Origin of the sequence: Leifsonia sp. Root227 (assembly GCF_001428745.1) — a bacterium.
In the GTDB taxonomy this organism is placed as follows: Bacteria; Actinomycetota; Actinomycetes; order Actinomycetales; family Microbacteriaceae; genus Leifsonia.
This window is the reverse complement of the sequence record NZ_LMIO01000003.1, coordinates 1-20,982: the sequence shown is the minus strand read 5'-3', so window position 1 is coordinate 20,982 and position 20,982 is coordinate 1. Positions and strand designations below refer to the sequence as shown.

The following is a 20,982-nucleotide window of genomic DNA, read 5'->3' as shown; positions in this document are numbered from 1 at the left end:
TTCCTTACTTCTTCAGCAGTTCATTGATCTGATCGGTGGCCTTCGCGAGCGCGTCCTTCGCGGACGTCTGTCCTTGGACGGCCGCACTCGTCTGGTCGGCGAGGATCTCCTGGATCGCGTTCGACTCCGGGCTGCGGGGCCGCCACATCTGACCCTTGTCCGCCACGTCGTACGCGCTCTGGATCGTCGTGAAGACCGGCGCAAGCCACGCCTGGCTCGGGGTGCTGGCCAGGGTCGACTTGCGGGCGGGGAACGAGCCGAGGGTGTTGGTCGTCCAGACCTCGCCCTTCTTCGACGTCATCCACTGCAGGAAGGTCCAGGCGGCCTCCGGATGCGCGGAGTTCTTGAAGACCGAACCGCTCCAGATGCCGCGGTGCGTGCTCGCGCCGTCCGATCCTGCCGGCATCGTCTGGATGCCGACCTGGTCGGGCGTCAGCGTGGTGACGGCCGGGTCGACCGCTGCGCTCTTGTATGCGCTGCCCCAGGTGAAGATGGAGGCGACCTTGCCCTGGCGGAACGCATCCAGTGGCTCTGTGTAGTTGTAGTTCGTCGCTCCGGGAGGCGCGTACTTGAGCAGGTCGACCTGCGTCTGCAGTGCCGCGATGCCCGCCTTGGTGTCGAACGTCGGCTTCATGTCCTTGTCGAACAGCGCGCCGCCGTTGGAGTTGAGGACGGCCTGCCAGACCGGCGGAGAGAGTACCCCGCGCATCCAGGTGAGGCCGACGGCCCAGGAGTCGACCTTGCCGTCGCCGTCGGTGTCCTGCACCAGCGACGGGGCCTCCTTCAGGTACTGGTCCCAGGTGAGCTCAGGGGTTGGCTCTGCAAGGCCTGCCTTGGCGTACAGGGCCTTGTTGTAGAACATCAGCAGCATGTTGGAGCGCAGCGGGACGCCGTACTGCTTGCCGTCCCACTCGCTGGATGCGAGCGGCGCCGCGTTGAAGTCGGCCCAGTCGTATCCCTTGTCCGTCCACTGCTTGGCGTCGTTCTTGAGGTCCATCAGCACACCGGCGTTGGCGAGCTGCGGCGTCCACGGGTCGTCCAGCGTGATCAGGTCGTACTGCGGGTCGGGGTCGGTGCCGTTCAGCAGCCCCTTGGCGAGCAGTTCCGTGTACGGGACGGCGTCGATGGTGACGTCGATGTACGGGAACTCCTTGTTGAACTCCGGGACCAGCTGGTCCTGCCACTGCTGGGCGAACGCGTCGTTCGACATCATCGTGATCTTCACGTGCTTCTTCGCCGTGCCGATGCCGCCGCCGTCGACCGCCGCGGGCTTGTCGCTCGATCCGGTGCCGGTGCACGCGGTGAGCGCGATCAGGCTGAGCGCTGCCGCGCCTGCGACCGCCAGCAACCGTTTCGGTCGCCGCTTGGTGCCTGCTGTCATACAGATCATCTCCTCGTCGTTGATTGGATGTTCGGGGTCGGGCTTCCGCGGTGCGCGTCGAGGAGGGGGTGCCTCTATGGCGCGTGCGATACGGGTTTCCGGCCGGAATGGTGATTGCCGGACAGCCTCCGCCTGGGGTCGTGCGGAGCTGCTCGCAGGGACACTCAAGCAGAGTTCGCAGAATATTGCAACGTGGAAATAAGCCGATAGGTCAACGTTGCAAGATTTGCCTTCACTACGATGTCACCGTGACCAGCATGGACGAGCAACCACCGGGGCGACGCACGGGAGCGCCGACGATCAAAGACGTCGCGGCTCTCGCGGGCGTCTCGTACCGCACGGTCTCGAACGTGGTCAACGGGCACAAATACATCAGCGAAGCGACGCGCACCAAGGTCGAGGCGGCCATCGCCGAGATCGGCTACCGGCCCCAGCTGGCGGCGCGGCAGCTCCGCAGCGGCAGGAGCAAGCTGCTCACGCTCTCTGTGCCGTTCGTCTCGCATCCGTACTTCGCCCAGCTCGCCCACGCCGTCGTGACGGAGGCTGAGCAGTTCGGCTACGACGTGGTGATCGACGAGACCAGGGGACTCCTGGAGCGGGAGCTTCGCGTGGCCGCGGGGTTCCGCACGATCCTCACCGACGGCATCCTGTTCAGCCCGCTGACGATCGACCTGGAGCGCTTCGAGGCCGAACGGGGAGCGACGCCGCTGGTGCTGCTCGGCGAGCGGTTCCGCAGCACTCGGATCGACAGCGTGGTGGTCGACAACGTCCGGTCGAGCTACGACGCCACCCGGTGCCTGATCGAGAGCGGGCGGCGCACGCTCGGCTTCCTGGGAGACGTGAAGGTGGGAACGATCGGCGCCGCTCCCGCCGACCTGCGCATCCGGGGCTTCCAGAACGCACTGGACGAGGAGGGGCTGACGGCCGACCCCGCGCACATCGTCACGGTCTCGCGCTGGGATCAGTCGAGTCCGGACGGCGACTACTCGCGCGAAGAGGGCTACGAGCGCACCACGGAGCTGATCGAACGGATGGACGGGCTCGACGGCCTGGTCTGCGCGAACGACCTCCTCGCCATCGGTGCGCTCCGCGCGTTCCGCGAGGCGGGCATCCGGGTGCCGGACGACGTCGCGGTGGTCGGCTGGGACAACACGGCGGAGGCCGCGTTCTCCGCTCCGTCGCTCACGACCATCTCCCCCGACCTGCACGAGATCGCGCGGCTGGCGATCGTCGCGATGCTGCGACGCCTTGACGAGCCGGATGCCGAACCGCGCACCGATCACGCCCCGTACAGCCTGGTGAGACGCGAGTCGACGGGGTCGCCGCGCACGGACTGACAAATATTTCCACGTTGCAACACGACAAGGACGTCTGGTTGGATGCAGATATGACGCAGCACGATCGAGCCGCGCCCCTCGCGGGCATCCGGGTCGCCGACTTCACGCGCATCCTGGCCGGTCCGTACGCCTCGATGATGCTCGCCGACTTCGGCGCGGACGTCATCAAGATCGAGAGCCCGCACGGCGACGACACCCGGCAGTGGCTGCCGCCGGTGGATGCGCAGGGCAGGTCGACCTACTTCGCCGGCTTGAACCGCAGCAAGCGGTCGATCGTCTGCGACCTCCGGACACCGGACGGCATCGCCACCGCGCGCCGCCTCGCGCACTCCGCCGACGTCGTCATTGAGAACTTCCTCCCCGGCACGATGGAGCGGTTCGGCCTGGACGACGCCGCCGTGCGCGCCGTCAACCCCGGCGTCGTCTACTGCTCGATCACCGGATTCGGCCAGGGCGTGAGCCTGCCGGGCTACGACCTGCTGGTGCAGGCGGTGGGCGGCCTGATGAGCGTGACGGGTGCACCGGACGGTCCGCCGACGAAGGCGGGCGTCGCGCTGGTGGACGTGCTCACCGGCCTGAACGCGTTCTCCGGCATCCTGCTGGCGCTGCGCACCAGGGAGGCGACCGGCCTCGGCGACCACCTCGACGTCGATCTGCTCGGCACCCTGCTCGCCGCTCTCACCAACCAGGCGTCCAGCGCCATCGCCACCGGCGTCGACCCCGTGCGCCGGGGGAACGCGCACCCCAGCATCGCGCCGTACGAGGTCTTCGCCTGCCAAGACCGCGATCTCGTGATCGCCGTCGGCAACGACCGGCAGTTCGCCGCCCTCGCCGAGGCGCTCGGGCGTCCTGAGCTTGCCGCCGACGCGCGCTTCGTCAGCAACGCCACGCGGGTCGGCCAACGGGATGCGCTGCGGCGCGAACTCGAAGCGGTGCTCACCACCGCGCCGGCCGAGCACTGGAAGCGGATCCTCGACGCCAGGGACGTCCCCGCCGGGCTGGTGAACACGATCACAGAGGCGATCGCGCTCGCGGAGAGCTTCGGCGCGCATCCCGTGCAGGAGCTCACAGACGAGCTCGGGGCGGTGGACGCGCGCCAGCCGGCCAACCCCATCCATCTGGCCGGTTCTCCACCTCGGCGCGGCGTCACCGCTCCTACTCTGGGCCAGCACGACGGCGCCGACTGGCTGCCCGTCCCCGCCGATTGGCGTCCCGCCCCCGCCGACCTCACCCGCACCGAACCCTCCCCCACCGACCACGCCCGCCCCGCCCCCACCCGCACCGACCACGAGGATCACCGATGACCCCACTAGCCGACACCTTCGATCTCGCCCCGCTCCTCACCGCAGAGGAGCTCGGCTGGGCTGAGCGGGCGCGCAGCTTCGCCAGCGACCACCTCGCCCCCGTCGTCGACGAGGACTTCGAGAACAGGCACTTCCGGCGCGAGCTCCTTCCCGCGTTCGGCGCGGCCGGCTTCCTCGGGATGCACCTGCAGGACGACGGCTGCGCCGGCGCCGGCGCCGTCAGCTACGGCCTGGTCTGCCACGAGCTCGAAGCCGTCGACAGCGGCTGGCGCACCTTTGTCTCCGTGCAGGGATCGCTCGCGATGACGGCCATCTCCCGGTTCGGCTCCGCTGAGCAGAAGGCGCTGCTGCCCGCGATGGCTCGGGGAGAGCTGATCGGCTGCTTCGCACTCACGGAGCCGCAGGGCGGGAGCGACCCCGCCGCGATGACGACGTTCGCGACCAGGGACGGCGACGACTGGCTGATCACCGGGCACAAACGCTGGATCGGGCTGGCGGGCGTCGCCGATGTCGCCGTGGTCTGGGCGCGCACCGACGACGGGGTGCGCGGATTCCTGGTCGACACCGCATCCCCCGGCTTCACCGCCACCCTCATCGACAACAAGCTGTCGATGCGCACCTCCGTGCAGTACGCGGTCGACCTCGACGCCTGCCGCGTCCCCTCCTCCGCCCAGCTCCCGGACGCCATCGGCCTCTCCGCCCCGTTCACCTGCCTCAACGAGGCGCGCTTCGGCATCGTCTGGGGTGCGATGGGTGCCGCGCGGAGCTGTCTGGAAGCGGCCATCGAGCGCTCCACCACGCGTCAGGTCTTCGGCGCCCCGATCGGTTCCAAGCAGCTCGTGCAGCAGCGGCTCGCCGACATGCTCGTCGAGTACGAGAAGGGGATGCTCCTCGCCCTCCACCTCGGACGACTCGAGGAACGCGGAGCGATCACGCCGGCGCAGCTCAGCGTCGGAAAGCTGAACAACGTCCGCGAAGCTCTCACGATCGCGCACTCCGCCCGCACGATCCTCGGCGGCGACGGCGTGACGGACGAGTTCCCCGTGATGCGGCACATGAACAACCTGGAGTCGGTCAGGACCTACGAGGGCACGGACGACATCCACACCCTCGTCATCGGCCGCTCGCTCACCGGGCTCTCGGCGTTCTGATGAGCGACACCGTCGTGCAATCATCGGCCGTGGATGCGGTGGTCGGCCGCGCAGCCGGCTCGGGGTTCTCCTCGTCGTCGCTCTCCGACCGGATGCGCGCGCTCACGGCTCTGGCCGCCGCGCTGGAGGCTGCACGCGACGAGCTCGTCGCCATCGCGGCCGCCGAGACGCACCTCACGCCTGCACGGCTGTCCGGCGAGGTGACGCGCACCGCGAACCAGCTCCGCTTCTTCGCAGAGGTCGTCGGCGACGGCGGCTTTCTCGAGGCCGCGATCGACCACGCCGATCCGTCGACCACCCCGCCTCGCCCCGACCTCCGGCGGATGCTCCGCCCGCTCGGCGTCGTGGCCGTGTTCACTGCGTCCAACTTCCCGTTCGCCTTCTCCGTGCTCGGCAACGACACCGCCTCCGCTCTGGCCGCAGGGTGCCCTGTGGTGGTCAAGGCGCATCCGGGGCATCCACGGTTGTCCGAGCGGACCGCCGAGCTCGCCGCAGACGCCCTCGCGGCTGCCGGTGTGAGCGCCGACGCCATCGGACTGGTCGACGGCGTGGACGCGGGCGTCGAGCTGGTCAGGCACCCGCTGGTCGCCGCCGTCGCGTTCACCGGTTCGGAGCACGGAGGTCGCGCCCTGTTCGAGGTCGCGTCATCGCGACCCGACCCCATCCCGTTCTACGGTGAGCTGGGCAGCATCAACCCCGTGGTCGTGACGGAGGCTGCGGCGAGCGAGGACGCCGCCGGACTCGCCGCAGGGCTGCTGGAGGTGGTGGCCAGGGATGCCGGCCAGTTCTGCACCAAGCCGGGGCTGGTCTTCGCGCCCGCGGACAGCGGTTTCGGACGGGCGGTGCACGACGCGCTCGCGGGAGCGGCCGCGCATCCCCTGCTGACCACCGGCATGACGCGCGCGTTCGAGCACCGCGTCGGCGACCTCTCCGCCCGCGGCGACGTCGCCGTGGCGCGCGCCGGCGGAGACGCGGACGGGCGACCGACCGTCGTCTCGGCGACCGTGGCCGCGTTCCTCGCAGACCCTGACGCGCTCATCGCCGAGTGCTTCGGCCCGCTCACCGCGATCGTGTCGTACGCGTCGGACGACGAGCTGCGGTCGGCGCTCGCACTCCTGCCGAACTCGCTCACCGCGACGATCCGGTCGGCGCAGGGCGAGGACGTCTCCGACCTCGCCGCGATCCTCGCTCCGCGGTGCGGCCGGCTGGTCTTCGGCGGCTGGCCGACAGGAGTCGCGACCGCGTGGGCGCAGCACCACGGCGGCGCGTGGCCGGCGACGACCGGCTCGCAGCACACCTCGGTCGGCGCCAGCTCGCTGCGCCGCTTCCTGACTCCCGTCGCGTACCAGAACGCCCCGGAGGCCGTGTTGCCGACCGCACTCCTCGACGCGAATCCGCTGCGCATCCCGCGTCGGGAGGAAGGTCGGCTCGTGCTCGCTACGGATTCGTAGCGAGCACGACCTCCGCGACGTCGACCTTGCGCCCCTCTGTCAGGGAGAGGCTGAGGGCGTCGGCGGTGGCGATGGCCGCCCGTGCGGCGGTGCCGTCTGTGAGGGCGGCGAACTCGGGCTCCGGCTCGTTGCCGAGCAGCAGGCCGTGGAAATACGTCGTCTCCTCCTCGACGATGCCGGTGAGCCAGAGCGGAGGCACGGTGGACGGGTCGCCGTAACGGATCGCTCCGTCCGCGGCGCTCCCCGCGTATGTCTCCGCGCGCTGCGCATCCTCCTCCGCGGTGCGGTGCAGGAGGTGTGTGGTCTCCGTGCCGCCGATGCGCACGGTGACGCCCGGGTTCTTCAGGTCGATCATCACCGCGCCGAGAGTGCCCTGGATGAGCAGGTGGTGCTCCGGCCAGCGGAACGCCGAGCCGTATTCGAGCGTCGCGAACGTGTCGTTCCCGAATTCGAGCGTGATGAGCAGCATGTCGTCCTCGTCGCCGAACTCCTCGCCGCGGTGCGCGACGTTGCCACCCACCATCGTGACGGTCTGCGCCGCACCCATGATGAACTGCACCACGTCCAGCTCGTGGATGTGGTGGTACAGGTGTCCGCCGGACAGCTCGCGCTTCTTCTTCCACGAGACGGAGGGCTTCGGCTCCTCCCAGCCGGTGCGCACCGCGCGGCAGAACAGCACCCTGCCGAGGGAGCCGTCTGCGATGAGTCGCTTGGCCAGGCGCACGCCCGCCATGAAGTTCATCACGTGACCCGCCATGAACAGCACGCCGGCCTCGGCTGCCGCATCCACCATCTCCGTGCAGTCGCGGTACGACAGCGCGATGGGCTTCTCGCAGAAGATCGGCTTGCCCGCCCTCGCGGCGGCGACGACGGACGCGTGGTGCGCCCAGTTGGGAGAGGCGACGATGACCGCATCCACGTCGTCGCTCTGGCATAGCTCCTCCGCCGACGCCGCGATCGTTGCGCCGAACTCGGTGGCGGCGGCGTCGGCGTGCTCGGGGTCGTGCACGACGGCGATGCGCGCGCCGGGGAGCTGGACGAACGCGCGCGCGAGGGCGAGCCCGAAGTAGCCTGCGCCGACGAGCCCGTAGCGGATCTCGCGCGTCTGAGGATCGGTGGATGCGGTGCTCGGGGCGGTGGCGGCGTTCGTCATATTAACAAGACGTTAGACATCAGACGTCCGACACGTCAAGCCGGCTTGCGCTTCCCGTACCATTGTGTCTTTAATCTGCGTATGGATGCAGATAAGCCGATATGCGGACGACTCCCGGACAGCCAGTACGTCGAACTGGCTGTCGAGGTGTTCTCCATGCTCGCCGATGCGACGCGGGTGCGCATCGTCCTCGCCCTGAAGGATGCGGGCGAGCTGTCGGTCAACCACCTCGCCGACATCCTCGACAAGTCGCCGGCGGCCGTCTCCCAGCACCTGGCCAAGCTGCGACTGGCGCGCATCGTCGCCACCAGGCAGGACGGGCAGCGCGTGTTCTACCGACTGGGCAACGAGCACGCCGGCAGGCTGGTGACGGATGCGATCTTCCAGGCGGAGCACTCGCTCGGCGGCACACCGCGCCACCACCACGGCGAAGCCGAGCAGGAGGAAGCGTCGGCGTGAGCGCGGTGCACACCCACCACCACGACCACGGCCACGACCACGACCACGACCACGACCACCCGACCGGCTTCCGCGGCTTCCTCTACGGCCTGTTCGTCCCCCACTCGCACGACGCCGCCGACTCCATCGACGATGCGCTCGAAGCGAGCACCGAAGGCGTCCGCGCCCTCAAGATCAGCCTCTTCGTGCTGCTCGGCACCACGATTCTGCAGGCGATCGTCGTCGCGTTCAGCGGTTCCGTCGCCCTCCTCGCCGACACCGTCCACAACTTCTCCGACGCCCTGACCGCCGTTCCGCTCTGGGTCGCGTTCGTGCTCGGCCGACGCGTCGCCTCCCGCCGGTACACCTACGGCTACGGCAGAGCGGAGGACCTCGCCGGGCTGTTCATCATCGCCGTCGTCGCGCTCTCCGCCGTCGTGGCAGCCTGGCAGTCGGTGGACAGGCTCATCCACCCGCATCCCCTGGCGAACCTCGGCTGGGTGATCGTCGCCGGCGTCATCGGCTTCGCCGGCAATGAGGCGGTGGCGATCTACCGCATCCGAGTGGGACGTCGCATCGGCTCCGCCGCCCTGGTCGCGGACGGCGTGCACGCCCGCATCGACGGCTTCACCTCGCTTGCGGTCGTGCTCGGCGCGGTCGGCGTGCTGCTCGGCTTCCCGCTTGCCGACCCGATCGTCGGCCTGGTCATCTCCGCGGCGATCGTCCTGCTGCTCATCGGCACCGTCCGCAGCATCGGCCGGCGCCTGCTCGACGGCATCGAGCCGGAGCTCGTCGACAGGCTCGAGCACGCGATCGAGGAGACGCCGGGGGTGGCCGCCGTCCCCCGCATCCAGTTGCGCTGGATCGGCCATCGCCTGCACGGGAGCGCCCAGCTCATCGTGGACGCGACCAGCCTGAGCGACGCCCAGCGGATCGCCGCCGCGGCGAGAGCTAACGCGCGCGCGCACCTGCCCAATCTCGACGGGCTGCAGCTGGAATTGGCGCCGGCGCCGAATCACTAGCGCAGGCCGCCTCGCGGAGTACTCTTGCCTCCTCGGGGAAGGGAGTGACGTCGGATGCGCCTGGCCTCAGCGAGACGATGGAGCGTCGCGCGCCGCGCCGGGATCGTCGCCGTCTGCGCGGTGATCGCCGCGGTGGCCCTGATCGTCGCTCCGTCGCGTGGACCGGCATCCACTGTCCGGGTGCTCGACACGCTCGCCCGCCTCGAGGGCGCAGCGCTGGACGCCTTCCTCACCGCGCACCCCGACAAACTGCTCGAACTCACCAACGCGGACGCGAAGCGCTTCCGCAGCGGCTGGTACGCGCTGCCCGCCTCCGAGAGACGGGGGCTGGAGCGCGTGATCCCCGCGTTCGTGGGGAACGCCGACGGACTGCCGTACACGCTGCGCGACCGGGCCAACCGCCGGCAGCTCGCCACCGAGCTCGCGTCAGCAGAGCACGACGTGCGCAGCCACCCCGGAGACCGGGGGGCCGCTGTGCGCGCCAGCTCGTACGTGGCCATCCGCAACGCGCTGAGGTCGAGCGGGGGCGTCCGCCGCTACCTGGTCGAGTTCATCCCGAACGCGCAGCCGACCGCGGCGATCTCGGTCGGCGACCCCGACACCGCCGACGTCGTCACCTGGGCCGTGCCGGGGATGGGGACGTACACGACGGACATGCAGCTCTGGACGCTGGCCGCGCAGAACATCTGGAACGCGCAGGGCGAAGCCGGCGCATCGAAGGACCGTTCGGTGATCGCGTGGATGGGATACGCGGCGCCTCCCGTGGGAATCGACGCCGCGCTCGGGGACTACGCCGCGAACGGAGCTCCCCTGCTGATCGAGGCGATCAGGGGGCTGAGCGCCGCACGGTTCGGGCGCGTTCCGACGCTCAACGTCGTCGCGCACTCCTATGGAACGACGATGGCCGCCGACGCCCTCGCCGACGCGGACCTGGGGGTCACCGCCTTCGTGATGCTCGGGTCCGCCGGGATCGAGGAGCGCATCCCGACCGCCGGCGACCTGCACGCCCGTGCCGTCTACGCGGCGGAGGCTGCCTCGGACACCGAGGCCCGGCTCGGGCGGGCGAGCAGGTTCGACCCGCGAGCGCCCGGTTTCGGAGCCCGCGTGCTGCCCGCCGACGGCGACGCCAAGACGGGCCTGCTGCCGGTGACCGGCCACGCCCCCATCCTGCACTCCTCGTGGAACGACGACATCACCTCCACCGCGTGGACCAGGATCGCGCCTGAGCGGGTGCGGGCTGCGCTCTACCGTGACCACATGGCCCAGCACGGCTACCTGGATGCGGGAACGCAGTCGCTCGCCGAGGTGGCCGTCGCGACGACGGTGCCTCCCCTGTCCGTGCTGTACACGGTCGCAGCCAAGTGACGGCCGGCGTCAGGGATCGCCTCGGGTCCGGCGCCGCTCCTCGAAGTCCAGCAGCCGCTGCTGCGAGTCGGCATACGACGTCGCAGCCGGGACGGCGCGGCCGTCCCGCACCGCCGCGGCGACCTCCACCGCCGCGTCGATCGCGACGCGATACGGGAGCGATCCCGTGCTGACCCTCCGCACCCCGAGGCCGCCGAGCTCGTGCAGCGTGAGACCGGGCACGACGAGCACGTTGAGCGGAAGCGGGATGGCGGAAGCGAGCTGCTCCAGCGTCGCCGGGTCCGTCGCGCCCGGCACGAAGATGCCGTCGGCGCCCGCATCCACGTAGGCCTTCGCCCTGTCGAGCACCGCGGGCACGGTGGCGTCCTGCCCGAACCAGTACGAGTCGATCCTGGCGTTCACGAACACCCCGGGCGCCGCGCCGCGGATCGCCGCGATCTTCGCCGCCGCGAGGCGCGGGTCGACGAGCCGCCCGTCGGCCGAGTCCTCGATGTTCACCCCGGCGACGCCGAGGCCCGCCACGAACGCGCCGACCTCGGCGGGGTCCTGGCTGTAGCCGTCCTCGATGTCGGCCGAGATCGGCACGGGCAGCGCGATCAGCGTCGTGACGAGCGCGACCGTCGCATCCCGGCTGGCCCCTCCCGCATCCGGTCGGCCCGTGGATGCGTTGACCCCGAAACTCGTCGTGCCGACGGCCGGAAAGCCCGCCGCGACGAACGCGAGCGCAGAGCCGACATCCCACGCATTCGGAAGCAACAGAGGCACATCGCCGTGGTGCAGTTCGGAAAACGTCATGGCACCCCTTCCACGAGTGAGGCTACGCCTCCCGGGGCTCTGGCGGGGCTCTGCCTGCAGCGAGGTGCGGGGGTATTGACGTGCCACTTGTTTTTTGCAAGTGTTAGCACTGTTCAGACACCACACCAACGCAAGGAGACCACCATGACCGGGATGTTCGTCAACCTGCCCGTGACCGACCTGGAGCGCGCGAAGGCGTTCTACGAGGCGATCGGGTTCCGCATCAACCCGCTGTTCACCGACCACAACGCCGCCTGCGTCGTCGTGGAGGAGGACCACAGCTACTTCATGATCCTGGTGCGCGAATACTTCCAGACCTTCACCGACCTGCCGATCGGCAACCCGGCTGAGGCCCCGTCCGTCTCCACGGCGATCTTCGTCGACAGCCGCGCAGACGTCGACAAGGCGGTCGAAGACGGGCTCGCCGCAGGAGGCTCAGAGGGTCGCCCCGCCGCGGACTACGGCTTCATGTACCAGCGCCAGCTCTCCGACCCGGACGGCAACCTCCTCGAGTTCGGCTGGATGGACCCTGTCGCCGCCAGCCAGGGCCCAGAGGCGTTCGCGAACCAGCAGCAGGCCTGAGGTCCGATGGCCGCACGCGACTACGGACAGTACTGCAGCGTCACCCGCGCTCTGGAGTTGATCGGCGAGCGTTGGGCACTGCTGATCGTCCGCGATCTGCTGGTCGGGCCGCGGCGCTACGGCGAACTGGCCGCCGGTCTTCCGCGCATCCCGAGCAACGTGCTCGCCGCACGGCTCAAGGAGCTGCAGGAGGCCGGGATCATCCGCCGTGCGCCGCGGTCGCGCATCATCGTCTACGAGCTGACGCCGTACGGCCGCGAGCTCGAACCGGTGGTGCTCGCCCTCGGCGCCTGGGGGTTCAAGGCGATGGGCGACCCGCGCGATGAGCAGATCGTGACGCCGGACTCGATGACCATCACGCTTCGCACCGCGTTCCGCCCTGCGGTGGCGGAGAGCCTGCCCGCCACGGGATACGCGGCCAGATTCGGCCAGGCCGAACTGCTCATCCGCGTCGACGGCTCCGCCCTGGATGTGCGTCGCGGGGACGGACCGGCCGACCTCGCCTTCGCGGCGGGGCCGGACATCCATCGCCTGATCTCGGGAGAGCTTCGCCCCGAGCTGGCCATCGCGACGGGCGTCGTCGAGGTGCTGCGCGGGCCGGGCGACCTCCTCGACCGCTTCGCGGACACGTTCCACCTGGCGGCCTGACCGGCCCTTGCCGCGAGCCCCTCCCGTCAGCGACGATGGACGGGTCAGAAGAGCGGACAGGGGGATGCGTGATCTCGAGCGAGCCGCGGCCGGACGATCCTTGGCCGCCCGACATGCGGATCACCATCGAGGACCGGCCGAGCGCGCTCCTGGAGCTGCTCTGGATCCGGGAGGCGCACGGATTGCAGCCGCACGGCGACGACCTGCCTCCGCTGCTCTCCGACCCGCCGGCCCTCGTCGTGGATGCGCAGGTCGACGCCGCGACACGCGTGGAGTGGGAGCGCGGGTGGCCGCAGCTCTGGCAGGACGCGCTCACCCACGCCGGCGCCGACCAGGATCCTGCGCTCTTCGACCGGCTGCTCCACACGGCGGACGGGTCGAGCGAGCGCGCTGAGCTTCTCCGCCAGGTGACAGGGCCGTACTGGAGCGACCTGTTCGGCACGACGGCGTCCGAGGGCGACGCCTCCAGCGGGTCGTACGGCGACTGGCTGGACCGAGGGACGGCCGCCTATCTCGCCGCCATGCCCACCAGCTACGAGGAGCAACCGGAGCGCCGCGACCTGCCGGCGCTCATCCCCGCCTGGCGGAGAGGGCTGACGAAGATCGTGGTCATTCCGTGCACGGGCGACGTCACCCGCACCGTGGGCGGGAACGCACTGCTGGTCACAGCGGGGACGCGCGCCGACAGCGGCCGGTACCGGAGGGCGCTCGGCGCGTTCGGCTGACGGGGGCCGACGCTCGCGCGAAGACGCCGCTCACGTCAACCCCGGTAGGCTTTCGGGAAGCTTGCAACTGGGGAGGCCGGATGGTGGATCGCACGGGAACGAACCTGCCCGCCGTCGGCGAATACAACCAGACCGTCGTGCTCGACGCCATCCGCCGGAGGCCTGAGGGCATCACCCGATCCGAGCTGGCGTCGCTCACCGGCCTCAGCGGAATGACCGTCACCAAGGTGTGCCGACGACTGCTGGATGCGGGACTCGTCGATGAGCACGGCACCCGGATGAGCGGGCCCGGCAAACCTGCCGCCGTCGTCAAGCTGAATCCCGGCGGAGGGTTCGCCGTCGGCGTGCACATCGACCCGGCAGCCGTCACCTACGTGCTCGTCGACCTGTCCGGCACCGTTCGCGACCACTCGCGCACCGGCACCCCGACCGCCGGCGATCCGAGTGCCGTGATCACCGAGATGGCGGACGCGATCGAGGCGCTCATCGCGGGGTCGGCCGTCGACCGGTCGCGCATCCTCGGCATCGGGATCGCGTCGCCGGGGCCGATCAACGTCGAGGACGGCGTCGTCCTCAACCCGCCGATGATGCCCAACTGGCATCGCGTCGCCCTCCGGCGATCGCTCTCGGAGGCTACTGGACTGCCGGTGCTGCTCGAGAAGGACGCCACCGCCGCCGTCGTCGCCGAGCTGTGGTTCGCCGAGCCAGGCAGCAGCAGGGACTTCGCGTTCATGTACTACGGCACCGGCCTCGGCACCGGCCTGTCCGTGTCCGGCGAGGTCGTGCGCGGCATCAGCTCGAACGCGGGCGACGCCGGGCACATCACCGTCGACCCCGACGGCCCGATGTGCACCTGCGGGCGCCGAGGCTGCGTCGGTTACATCACCGTGCCGCGCGCCCTCGTGGAGCGGGCGGTTCTGGACGGCGTCCTCTCCGCCGGCGAGGCGGGCAACCCGGACGACATGGACGACGTGGATGCGGCGTTCACCCGGCTGGCCACCCTCGCCTCAACGGGAAACAGGGACGCAGAGACGATCCTGACCGACGCCGCTCGTTCGCTGGCACGCGCCGTCGTGGTGATCGTCAACCTTCTCGACATCGATGAGGTCATCTTCGGCGGCCCGTTCTGGGCTCGCATCTCGCCGACCATCCTGGCCGCGCTTCCGGATGCGGTGCGCTCCGATCCCGCGCTTATCCCCCCGCATCCCCTGCGGTTCGCGCAGTCGGCGATCCCCGTGGACGTGGCGGCGGTGGGAGCGGCGACCCTGGTGCTCGACAACACGTTCTCTCCTCGTCCTTCCGCGCTGCTGCTGGCAGCCGACTAAGTCCAGGATGTTTGTCCTCACATAGTGTTGCGGGCAATTAGAAAATATGATTTGCTAATTCCTGCCGCGGCGATCGGCTCTCGATCCACCCGCCGGTGATACCCGTCCATTCCAACCCGAAGGCACTCTCCGAACCCCCGTGCCCGAGGGGTCAATGTCGACCCGTCCAGCGGTGCCGCTGGACGTTTTCTGGAAGGAAAACATGAGCAACACAGTCAGGCGCATCCGCTTCGCGGGTGCCGTCGTCGCGGCGGCGGCCAGCATCGCCGTCCTCGCCGCGTGCTCGTCCCCCGCACCGTCCGGTGACGCATCGGCCGCCTCCTGCGAGCCGGCGAAGGGCAAGGTCACCATCCAGTACTGGAACACGGTTCCCGGCATGGACCAGGTGGTCGCACTCTGGAACAAGAAGAACCCGGACATCCAGGTCCAGACCAAGAACATCTCCAACGACCAGTACGGCACGCTCGGCAACGCGCTCAAGGCCGGCAAGGCGCCAGAGCTCGCGCAGGTCGGCTACGACGAACTGCCCGACCTGCGCACGCAGGACGCCTTCGTCGACGTCTCGGCGTGCAAGGCGGCCGTGGACGCGAAGGACAAGTTCGTGCCGTGGACCTGGTCGCAGGCGAGCTTCGGCGGCACCGGCGTCTTCGCCTTCCCGCAGGACACCGGCCCGATGGCGCTCTACGTCCGCAGCGACATCTTCAGCCAGCACGGCCTCGCGGTCCCCACGACATGGGACGAGTACGCGGCCGACGCGCAGAAGCTGCACGCGGCGGACCCGAACCTCAGCATCACGTTCTTCGACCCGAACAACGCCGAGTGGTTCAACGGCCTGCTCTGGCAGAACAGCGCCGACATGTACAAGTACTCCGGCGACAAGTGGCACGTGACGGTCGAGTCGGACAAGAGCAAGCAGGTCGCCGACTACTGGCAGAAGCTCATCGACGCCAAGCTCGTCCGCACCGACCTCGCCAACGGGTCCACCCCGATGTACGCCGCGTACCAGCAGAACCAGGTCGCCAGCTACGTCGGCGCGGCCTGGGGCTACAGCATGTTCCGCGACAACCTGCCCGACCAGGCAGGCAAGTGGTCGATCGTGCCCATGCCGACCTGGGGGTCGAGCCCCGCATCCGGTGACTGGGGCGGCTCGACCGTCGCGTTCATGAAGGGCAACACGCACCTCTACGAGTCGGTGAAGTTCAACGAGTGGCTGAACTCCGACCCCGAGGCGCTCGCCCTCGAGAACAAGCTCGGCGGCCTCTACCCGGCAGCCGTCGCCGGTTCGAAGCTCCCTGCACTGTCCGAAGGCGTCCCGTACTACAACAACGAGAAGATCTTCGACGTGTTCGCCGACTCCTCGAAGAACATCGACACCAGCTTCACCTGGGGGCCGACCCAGAAGACCGTGAACCTGGCACTGCAGGACGCGATGGCCAAGGCCGCCGCGGGCAGCGGCACGCTGAACGACGCGCTCGCCGCCGCCCAGGCCGCAGCCCTCAAGTCCATGAAGGACCAGGCGATCCCGGCTGTGGCGGGCAACTGAACATCGCATGACTGACATCGCAACCCGCGCGACCCGCGTGGTGGCAGCATCAGGGAGCCGTCGCCGTCCCAACGGCGGCGGCCCCCGGGTGGGCACCATCGTCGCGTTCCTCGTCCCGTTCTTCCTGCCGTTCGTGCTGTTCTACCTCGTACCGATCTGTTACGCGATCTGGCAGAGCTTCCTCGTCGTCCGCCGCACCGGCGGCCAGTACGGAACGTCGTACACGACCTTCGGCGGCTTCGAGCAGTACGTCCAGGTCTTCCAGAACACCGAATTCTGGGCGAGCATCGGCCGCATCGCGCTGTTCGGCATCGTTCAGGTGCCCGTGATGCTGTTCGTGGCGCTCATCATGGCGCTGCTGCTCGACACCCCGCTGCTCAAACTGAAGTCGTTCTTCCGCATCTCGGCGTTCATGCCGTACGCGGTGCCCGGCGTCATCGCGGCGATCATGTGGTCGTTCCTCTACTCGCCGCAGCTCAGCCCCGTCGTCGACATGCTCAAGGCGATCGGCCTCCAGCCCGACTTCCTCGGCCCAGGCGCCGTGCTCTGGTCTGCGGCGAACGTCTCCACCTGGCTGTGGACCGGATACAACATGCTGATCATGTTCTCCGCCCTGCAGTCCATCCCGCAGGAGCTCTACGAGGCCGCGAAGCTCGACGGCGCATCCAACTGGGCCATCGCCTGGCAGATCAAGGTGCCGATCATCGCGCCGTCGATCATCCTGACCACCGTGTTCTCGATCATCGGAACGCTCCAGTTGTATGCCGAGCCCGCCGTGCTGCGGCAGATCTCCTCGAACATCTCCAGCACCTTCACCCCGAACATGCTCGCCTACGCGGTCGCCTCAGGGAACAACTATCAGCAGGCCGCGGCGATCTCCGTCGTCATCGCCCTCATCACCTTCGTGTTGAGCTTCGGCTTCATGCGACTGACCTCGAAGAAGGCGGGACTGTGAGCACACCGACCTCGATCCGCGAAAGCCGCGTCAGCCGCACGGCGGCGATGGCGCTGATGTTCCTCCTCGCCATCTACTTCCTTCTGCCGATCTACTTCCTGATCGTGGCGGCGACCAAACCCCAGGGCGACCTCGCCTCCACGTTCGGCCTGTGGTTCTCCCATTTCGATCTCTTCACGAACCTCGGAACACTGTTCGGGCGCAGCAACGGCATCTTCGGGCAGTGGGCGATCAACAGCGTCATCTACGCCGTGCTCGGCGCAGCGGTCGGCACGCTGATCTCGGCACTCTGCGGGTATGCGCTCGCCAAGTTCCGGTTCCGCGGTCGCGAGTTCCTGTTCTCGGTGATCCTCGGCGGCGTGCTCGTGCCGACGACCGCGCTGGCGCTCCCGCTGTTCCTGTTGTTCTCCGCCACCGGAATCGTGAACACCTACCTCGCGGTCTTCCTGCCGAGCATCGTCAGCCCGTTCGGCGTCTACCTGGCCAGGATCTTCACGGCCGCCGCCGTGCCGGAGGAGATCATCGAGTCCGCGCGTCTCGACGGCGCCGGCGAGTTCCGCACCTTCTTCTCCGTGGCGTTCAAGCTGATGACGCCGTCGCTGGTGACCATCTTCCTGTTCCAGTTCGTCGGGATCTGGAACAACTTCTTCCTGCCCATGGTCATGCTGCAGAAGGAGTCGCTCTTCCCGATCACCCTCGGCCTCTACGAGTGGAACGGGCAGACCGCCCGCGTCTCGCTCCTCCAGGAGTCCGTCATCACCGGATCGCTCGTGTCGATCGTCCCCGTGATCATCGTGTTCATCCTGCTCCAGCGGTTCTGGCGCACCGGTCTCGCCTCCGGCTCGCTCAAGTAGCGCAGAACCTCCCGCTCGTCCTCCGTCTCCTCTCGCACCAGAAGGTCCCTCATCGCTATGCAGAACTCCGCCGTCTTCGTTCCCCATTTCCACTGGGACCGGGAATGGTACGAGCCGTTCCAGGTGTTCAGGCACCGGCTCGTCGCCGCACTCGACACGGTGCTGGAGACAGCAGAGGCGGATGCGGGCTTCCGCTTCACGGTCGACGGCCAGATGGCGGCCATCGAGGACTACCTGGAGATGCGCCCGGAGAACCGCGGACGCGTCACCGCCCTCGTCGCGAACGGTCAGCTCGCGATCGGGCCCTGGCTGATCCTGCTCGACGAGTTCCTCTGCTCGGGTGAGACCATCGTGCGCAACCTGCAGATGGGGTGGGCGGCCGCGAGCGACCTCGGCGGCTCGATGCCCATCGGCTATCTCCCCGACATGTTCGGCCATGTGGCCCAGATGCCGCAGATCCTCGCACGGGCGGGCATCGAGCACGCCGCCCTGTGGCGCGGCGTCCCCGGTTCCGTCGACGGGCACGCCTTCCGCTGGCGGGCGCCGGACGGGTCGGAGGTGCGCACCGAGTTCCTCTTCGACGGCTACGACAACGGGCTCGACGTGCTGCTCGTCCCCGACCAGATCGGACGGGCGCTCGGCGACTACGCCGAGATGACCGTCGAGCGCTGGGGCAACGACCCCGTCCTCGCGATGGCGGGCACGGACCACAACGCGCCGGACCCGCAGCTCGCCGCCTGGCTGCGCCGTGCATCCAGCGCGGAGCGGGCGATCACCGTCGCGACGCTGGACGAGTACATCCGCAGCCACGTGCGCGACGAGGTCTCGGCCGTCGTCGATGGCGAACTGCGCAGCCACGTGCGCGGCAACATCCTGCCCGGCGTGCTCTCGGTGCGGCTCGCGCTCAAGCAGCGGATGGCCGTGGCCGAGCGCACGATCGACCACGCGGAGCGCATCAACGCGCTGTGGTCGGAGCGCGACGACACCCCGTTCCTGTCGCTCGCCTGGCACAAGATCATCGAGTCGACCGCACACGACTCCGTCGTCGGCTCCGGCACCGACGAGACGTCCGACCAGGTCGAGGCCAGACTCTCCGAGGCGACGCACGCGGCACGCGCCGTCCGGGATGCGGCGATCGCCCAGCCCGCCGCGGCCGTTCCGAGCGACGGCTACCTCGTCGCGAACACTCTGCCGACCCCGCGCACGGTCCTGGTGGAGGTCGACGTGATCGCCCCGGCGGACGGGGCGGTGCTCACGGCGACCGCGGCCGACGGGTCCACTCATCCCGTGCAGGTGACGTCGGAGGCGCCGACGGTGCTCAGCGACGAGCTGATGGATGCGAGCCGGCTCGAACGCGTGCTCCGCCGCATCCACCGCCGTGAGCTGTTCGGCAGGCTGATCGACCACTACGACCTCAGCGCAGGCTCGCTCGTCTTCCACCTCGCCGAGGTGCCGACCACCGCAGAGTTCGATCTGCTGGTGCTCCGCAAGGAGGTCGCTGCGGCGGCAGCAGCGCACCAGGGCGAGTGGCGCGTGCTGACTCTGGAGGAGGCGCGGGCCACCGCGCTCGTGCCGGTGAGCGTACCGGCGTCCGGGCTGGCCTCCTTCCGCATCGTCCAGGGAGAAGCCGAGAACGCTCCCGTCCCCGAAACACCCGCCACCGCCACGGGCGCGACCCTCTCGAACGGCATCGTCTCGGCGACCGTCGCCATCGACGGCACCCTGGAGGTCGTCGGAACCGACGGAACGGTGCTGCGCGGTGTCGGTCGCCTGGTCGACGGCGGCGACCGCGGAGACAGCTACAACTACGCCCCGCCCGCTCACGACTTCCTGGTCGACACCCCGACGGAGATCTCCGTCGAACGGCTCGAAGACGGCCCTCTGCGCTCCAGGATGCTCGTGAGCAGGGTGTACCACTGGCCCACCGCGCTCTCCTCCGACCGCGACCGACGCGACGATTCCACGGAGCCGACCACGGTCGAGACCCTGGTCGAGGTGCGCGCAGGCGAGCCATTCGTGCGCGTCTCCACGTCGTTCCTGAACCGGTCGGCCGACCACCGGCTGCGCTTCCACGTCCCGCTGCCGGAGCCCGTGGAATCGTCGTCGTCCGCCGGGCAGTTCTCCGTCACCGAGCGCGGTCTCACGGCGGAGGGCGGCTGGGGCGAGTTCCCGCTCCCCACCTTCCCGGCGAGCGAGTTCGTGTCGGCCGGCGCAGCCACGGTGCTCCTCGACCACACCTCGGAGTACGAGGTGGTCGGCGACGGCGCGGAGCTCGCGATCACGCTGCTGCGCGCCGTCGGCTCGATCAGCGTCAACATCCATCCGCTCCGCGACGAACCGGCGGCCACCGAGATCGCGGCGCCCGGAGCGCAGGACCTGGGCGTTCGCATCCAGAACCGTTTCGCCATCGCGCCGTCGGCGTCCGGCTGGAGCGGAGTGGATGCTGTCGCTCTCGCCGACGAGTTCCGCAACGACGCTCTGGTGACGCGCGGCACCGCCCCAGCAGGGTCGGAGCTTCCCGTGGCCGCGACCGGCATCTCGGTCGACGGCGCAGGCGTGCAGGTGTCGAGCATCCGCCGGGTGGATGCCGGCACGGAGCTTCGTCTCGTCGCCATGACGGACGCGGGCTCGACGGTCATGGTGTCCGGGCCGTTCACCGACGTCGCCACGGTCGACCTGCTCGGCGGCGTCCTCTCCTCCGAAGCGGTCTCCGGTGCGGTCGAGCTCACGCTCGGGCCGTGGGAGCTGCGCACCATCGTCGTCCGCTGACCAGCGAGAGCAGCCGCACCGTGAACACTTCCCTGCACCCCTCCGACCCGTATCTGTCCGACACCGCGCCCGGCCGCGGTGCGCGCAGCGCGCCGCGGTCCTGGCTGCGCACCGACGCCCCCGCGCTCTGCCTCGACGGCGACTGGGCGTTCCGGCTCTCCCCCACCGCCGCCGTCTCCGAGGA

Annotated in this window: 18 protein-coding genes; 15 read left to right on the top strand and 3 right to left on the bottom strand. The window is 69.4% G+C overall.

The annotated features are described in order from the left end of the window. Window positions 1–4: 4 nt before the first annotated feature. Window positions 5–1,381 (bottom strand): ABC transporter substrate-binding protein, encoded by a 1,377-nt coding sequence (locus ASE16_RS10195; protein ID WP_055894534.1) that lies wholly within the window; start codon window positions 1,379–1,381, stop codon window positions 5–7. 257 nt (window positions 1,382–1,638) lie between these two features. On the opposite strand from ASE16_RS10195, the gene ASE16_RS10190 reads away from it, so the two are divergent. The 4 genes from ASE16_RS10190 to ASE16_RS10175 are packed head-to-tail and all read left to right on the top strand — an operon-like array spanning window position 1,639 to window position 6,624. Beyond that, a complete protein-coding gene (locus ASE16_RS10190; protein ID WP_235500502.1) occupies window positions 1,639–2,718 on the top strand; it encodes a LacI family DNA-binding transcriptional regulator in 1,080 nt (359 codons plus the stop codon). 50 nt (window positions 2,719–2,768) lie between these two features. Continuing rightward, the gene (locus ASE16_RS10185) at window positions 2,769–4,022 is read left to right on the top strand and encodes a CaiB/BaiF CoA transferase family protein (protein ID WP_082581373.1); all 1,254 of its coding nucleotides are present in this window, start codon (window positions 2,769–2,771) and stop codon (window positions 4,020–4,022) included. Then, entirely contained in the window at window positions 4,019–5,173 is a 1,155-nt protein-coding gene (locus ASE16_RS10180; protein ID WP_055894528.1) for an acyl-CoA dehydrogenase family protein, read from the top strand. The genes ASE16_RS10185 and ASE16_RS10180 overlap by 4 nt, the downstream gene beginning before the upstream one ends. Continuing rightward, a complete protein-coding gene (locus tag ASE16_RS10175) occupies window positions 5,173–6,624 on the top strand; it encodes an aldehyde dehydrogenase family protein (protein WP_055894526.1) in 1,452 nt (483 codons plus the stop codon). Before ASE16_RS10180 ends, ASE16_RS10175 begins: the two co-directional genes overlap by 1 nt. Here ASE16_RS10175 and ASE16_RS10170 read toward each other — a convergent pair. Continuing rightward, window positions 6,611–7,777 carry a Gfo/Idh/MocA family protein gene (locus tag ASE16_RS10170; RefSeq protein ID WP_055894523.1) on the bottom strand — a complete coding sequence of 389 codons (1,167 nt, stop codon included), beginning with the start codon at window positions 7,775–7,777 and terminating at the stop codon, window positions 6,611–6,613. The two genes, ASE16_RS10175 and ASE16_RS10170, sit on opposite strands and share 14 nt — an antisense overlap. Before the next feature lie 81 nt (window positions 7,778–7,858). On the opposite strand from ASE16_RS10170, the gene ASE16_RS10165 reads away from it, so the two are divergent. The 3 genes from ASE16_RS10165 to ASE16_RS10155 are packed head-to-tail and all read left to right on the top strand — an operon-like array spanning window position 7,859 to window position 10,602. Beyond that, on the top strand, window positions 7,859–8,236 hold the full coding sequence (locus tag ASE16_RS10165) for an ArsR/SmtB family transcription factor (protein WP_055894521.1): 378 nt from the start codon (window positions 7,859–7,861) through the stop codon (window positions 8,234–8,236). Beyond that, window positions 8,233–9,237, top strand: a complete 1,005-nt coding sequence (locus ASE16_RS10160) for a cation diffusion facilitator family transporter (RefSeq protein WP_055894518.1) — start codon at window positions 8,233–8,235, stop codon at window positions 9,235–9,237. The genes ASE16_RS10165 and ASE16_RS10160 overlap by 4 nt, the downstream gene beginning before the upstream one ends. A gap of 54 nt (window positions 9,238–9,291) precedes the next feature. Then, a complete protein-coding gene (locus ASE16_RS10155; RefSeq protein WP_055894516.1) occupies window positions 9,292–10,602 on the top strand; it encodes an alpha/beta hydrolase in 1,311 nt (436 codons plus the stop codon). Window positions 10,603–10,611: 9 nt separating this feature from the next. On the opposite strand, the gene ASE16_RS10150 is transcribed toward ASE16_RS10155, so the two are convergent. Beyond that, entirely contained in the window at window positions 10,612–11,397 is a 786-nt protein-coding gene (locus ASE16_RS10150) for an isocitrate lyase/PEP mutase family protein (RefSeq protein ID WP_055894513.1), read from the bottom strand. 144 nt (window positions 11,398–11,541) lie between these two features. On the opposite strand from ASE16_RS10150, the gene ASE16_RS10145 reads away from it, so the two are divergent. The 8 genes from ASE16_RS10145 to ASE16_RS10110 all read left to right on the top strand — a co-directional run bounded on the left by ASE16_RS10145 (window position 11,542) and on the right by ASE16_RS10110 (window position 20,798). Next, window positions 11,542–11,979 (top strand): VOC family protein, encoded by a 438-nt coding sequence (locus ASE16_RS10145; protein ID WP_055894511.1) that lies wholly within the window; start codon window positions 11,542–11,544, stop codon window positions 11,977–11,979. A 6-nt stretch (window positions 11,980–11,985) separates the two neighbouring features. After that, entirely contained in the window at window positions 11,986–12,627 is a 642-nt protein-coding gene (locus ASE16_RS10140) for a winged helix-turn-helix transcriptional regulator (protein ID WP_055894508.1), read from the top strand. Between the two features lie 68 nt (window positions 12,628–12,695). Continuing rightward, a complete protein-coding gene (locus tag ASE16_RS10135) occupies window positions 12,696–13,352 on the top strand; it encodes a hypothetical protein (protein ID WP_157480290.1) in 657 nt (218 codons plus the stop codon). An 80-nt stretch (window positions 13,353–13,432) separates the two neighbouring features. Further along, complete coding sequence (locus ASE16_RS10130; protein WP_055894503.1) at window positions 13,433–14,677, top strand: ROK family transcriptional regulator; 1,245 nt, start codon at window positions 13,433–13,435, stop codon at window positions 14,675–14,677. Between the two features lie 202 nt (window positions 14,678–14,879). Then, window positions 14,880–16,220 carry an ABC transporter substrate-binding protein gene (locus ASE16_RS10125; RefSeq protein ID WP_157480288.1) on the top strand — a complete coding sequence of 447 codons (1,341 nt, stop codon included), beginning with the start codon at window positions 14,880–14,882 and terminating at the stop codon, window positions 16,218–16,220. 7 nt (window positions 16,221–16,227) lie between these two features. Next, on the top strand, window positions 16,228–17,175 hold the full coding sequence (locus ASE16_RS10120; protein WP_055894501.1) for a carbohydrate ABC transporter permease: 948 nt from the start codon (window positions 16,228–16,230) through the stop codon (window positions 17,173–17,175). Further along, the gene (locus ASE16_RS10115) at window positions 17,172–18,029 is read left to right on the top strand and encodes a carbohydrate ABC transporter permease (RefSeq protein ID WP_055894499.1); all 858 of its coding nucleotides are present in this window, start codon (window positions 17,172–17,174) and stop codon (window positions 18,027–18,029) included. Before ASE16_RS10120 ends, ASE16_RS10115 begins: the two co-directional genes overlap by 4 nt. Window positions 18,030–18,086: 57 nt before the next feature. Continuing rightward, entirely contained in the window at window positions 18,087–20,798 is a 2,712-nt protein-coding gene (locus tag ASE16_RS10110) for an alpha-mannosidase (RefSeq protein ID WP_055894496.1), read from the top strand. Window positions 20,799–20,982: the final 184 nt, after the last annotated feature.

Excerpts from the sequence above, each read along its gene's own strand:
- ASE16_RS10180 (WP_055894528.1), top strand. The coding sequence starts at position 4,019 with ATGACCCCACTAGCCGACACCTTCGATCTCGCCCCGCTCCTCACCGCA.
- ASE16_RS10170 (WP_055894523.1), bottom strand. The coding sequence starts at position 7,777 with ATGACGAACGCCGCCACCGCCCCGAGCACCGCATCCACCGATCCTCAG.
- ASE16_RS10185 (WP_082581373.1), top strand. The coding sequence starts at position 2,769 with ATGACGCAGCACGATCGAGCCGCGCCCCTCGCGGGCATCCGGGTCGCC.
- ASE16_RS10175 (WP_055894526.1), top strand. The coding sequence starts at position 5,173 with ATGAGCGACACCGTCGTGCAATCATCGGCCGTGGATGCGGTGGTCGGC.
- ASE16_RS10165 (WP_055894521.1), top strand. The coding sequence starts at position 7,859 with ATGGATGCAGATAAGCCGATATGCGGACGACTCCCGGACAGCCAGTAC.
- ASE16_RS10155 (WP_055894516.1), top strand. The coding sequence starts at position 9,292 with ATGCGCCTGGCCTCAGCGAGACGATGGAGCGTCGCGCGCCGCGCCGGG.
- ASE16_RS10150 (WP_055894513.1), bottom strand. The coding sequence starts at position 11,397 with ATGACGTTTTCCGAACTGCACCACGGCGATGTGCCTCTGTTGCTTCCG.
- ASE16_RS10145 (WP_055894511.1), top strand. The coding sequence starts at position 11,542 with ATGACCGGGATGTTCGTCAACCTGCCCGTGACCGACCTGGAGCGCGCG.
- ASE16_RS10120 (WP_055894501.1), top strand. The coding sequence starts at position 16,228 with ATGACTGACATCGCAACCCGCGCGACCCGCGTGGTGGCAGCATCAGGG.
- ASE16_RS10110 (WP_055894496.1), top strand. The coding sequence starts at position 18,087 with ATGCAGAACTCCGCCGTCTTCGTTCCCCATTTCCACTGGGACCGGGAA.
- ASE16_RS10130 (WP_055894503.1), top strand. The coding sequence starts at position 13,433 with ATGGTGGATCGCACGGGAACGAACCTGCCCGCCGTCGGCGAATACAAC.
- ASE16_RS10140 (WP_055894508.1), top strand. The coding sequence starts at position 11,986 with ATGGCCGCACGCGACTACGGACAGTACTGCAGCGTCACCCGCGCTCTG.
- ASE16_RS10190 (WP_235500502.1), top strand. The coding sequence starts at position 1,639 with ATGGACGAGCAACCACCGGGGCGACGCACGGGAGCGCCGACGATCAAA.
- ASE16_RS10125 (WP_157480288.1), top strand. The coding sequence starts at position 14,880 with ATGAGCAACACAGTCAGGCGCATCCGCTTCGCGGGTGCCGTCGTCGCG.
- ASE16_RS10195 (WP_055894534.1), bottom strand. The coding sequence starts at position 1,381 with ATGACAGCAGGCACCAAGCGGCGACCGAAACGGTTGCTGGCGGTCGCA.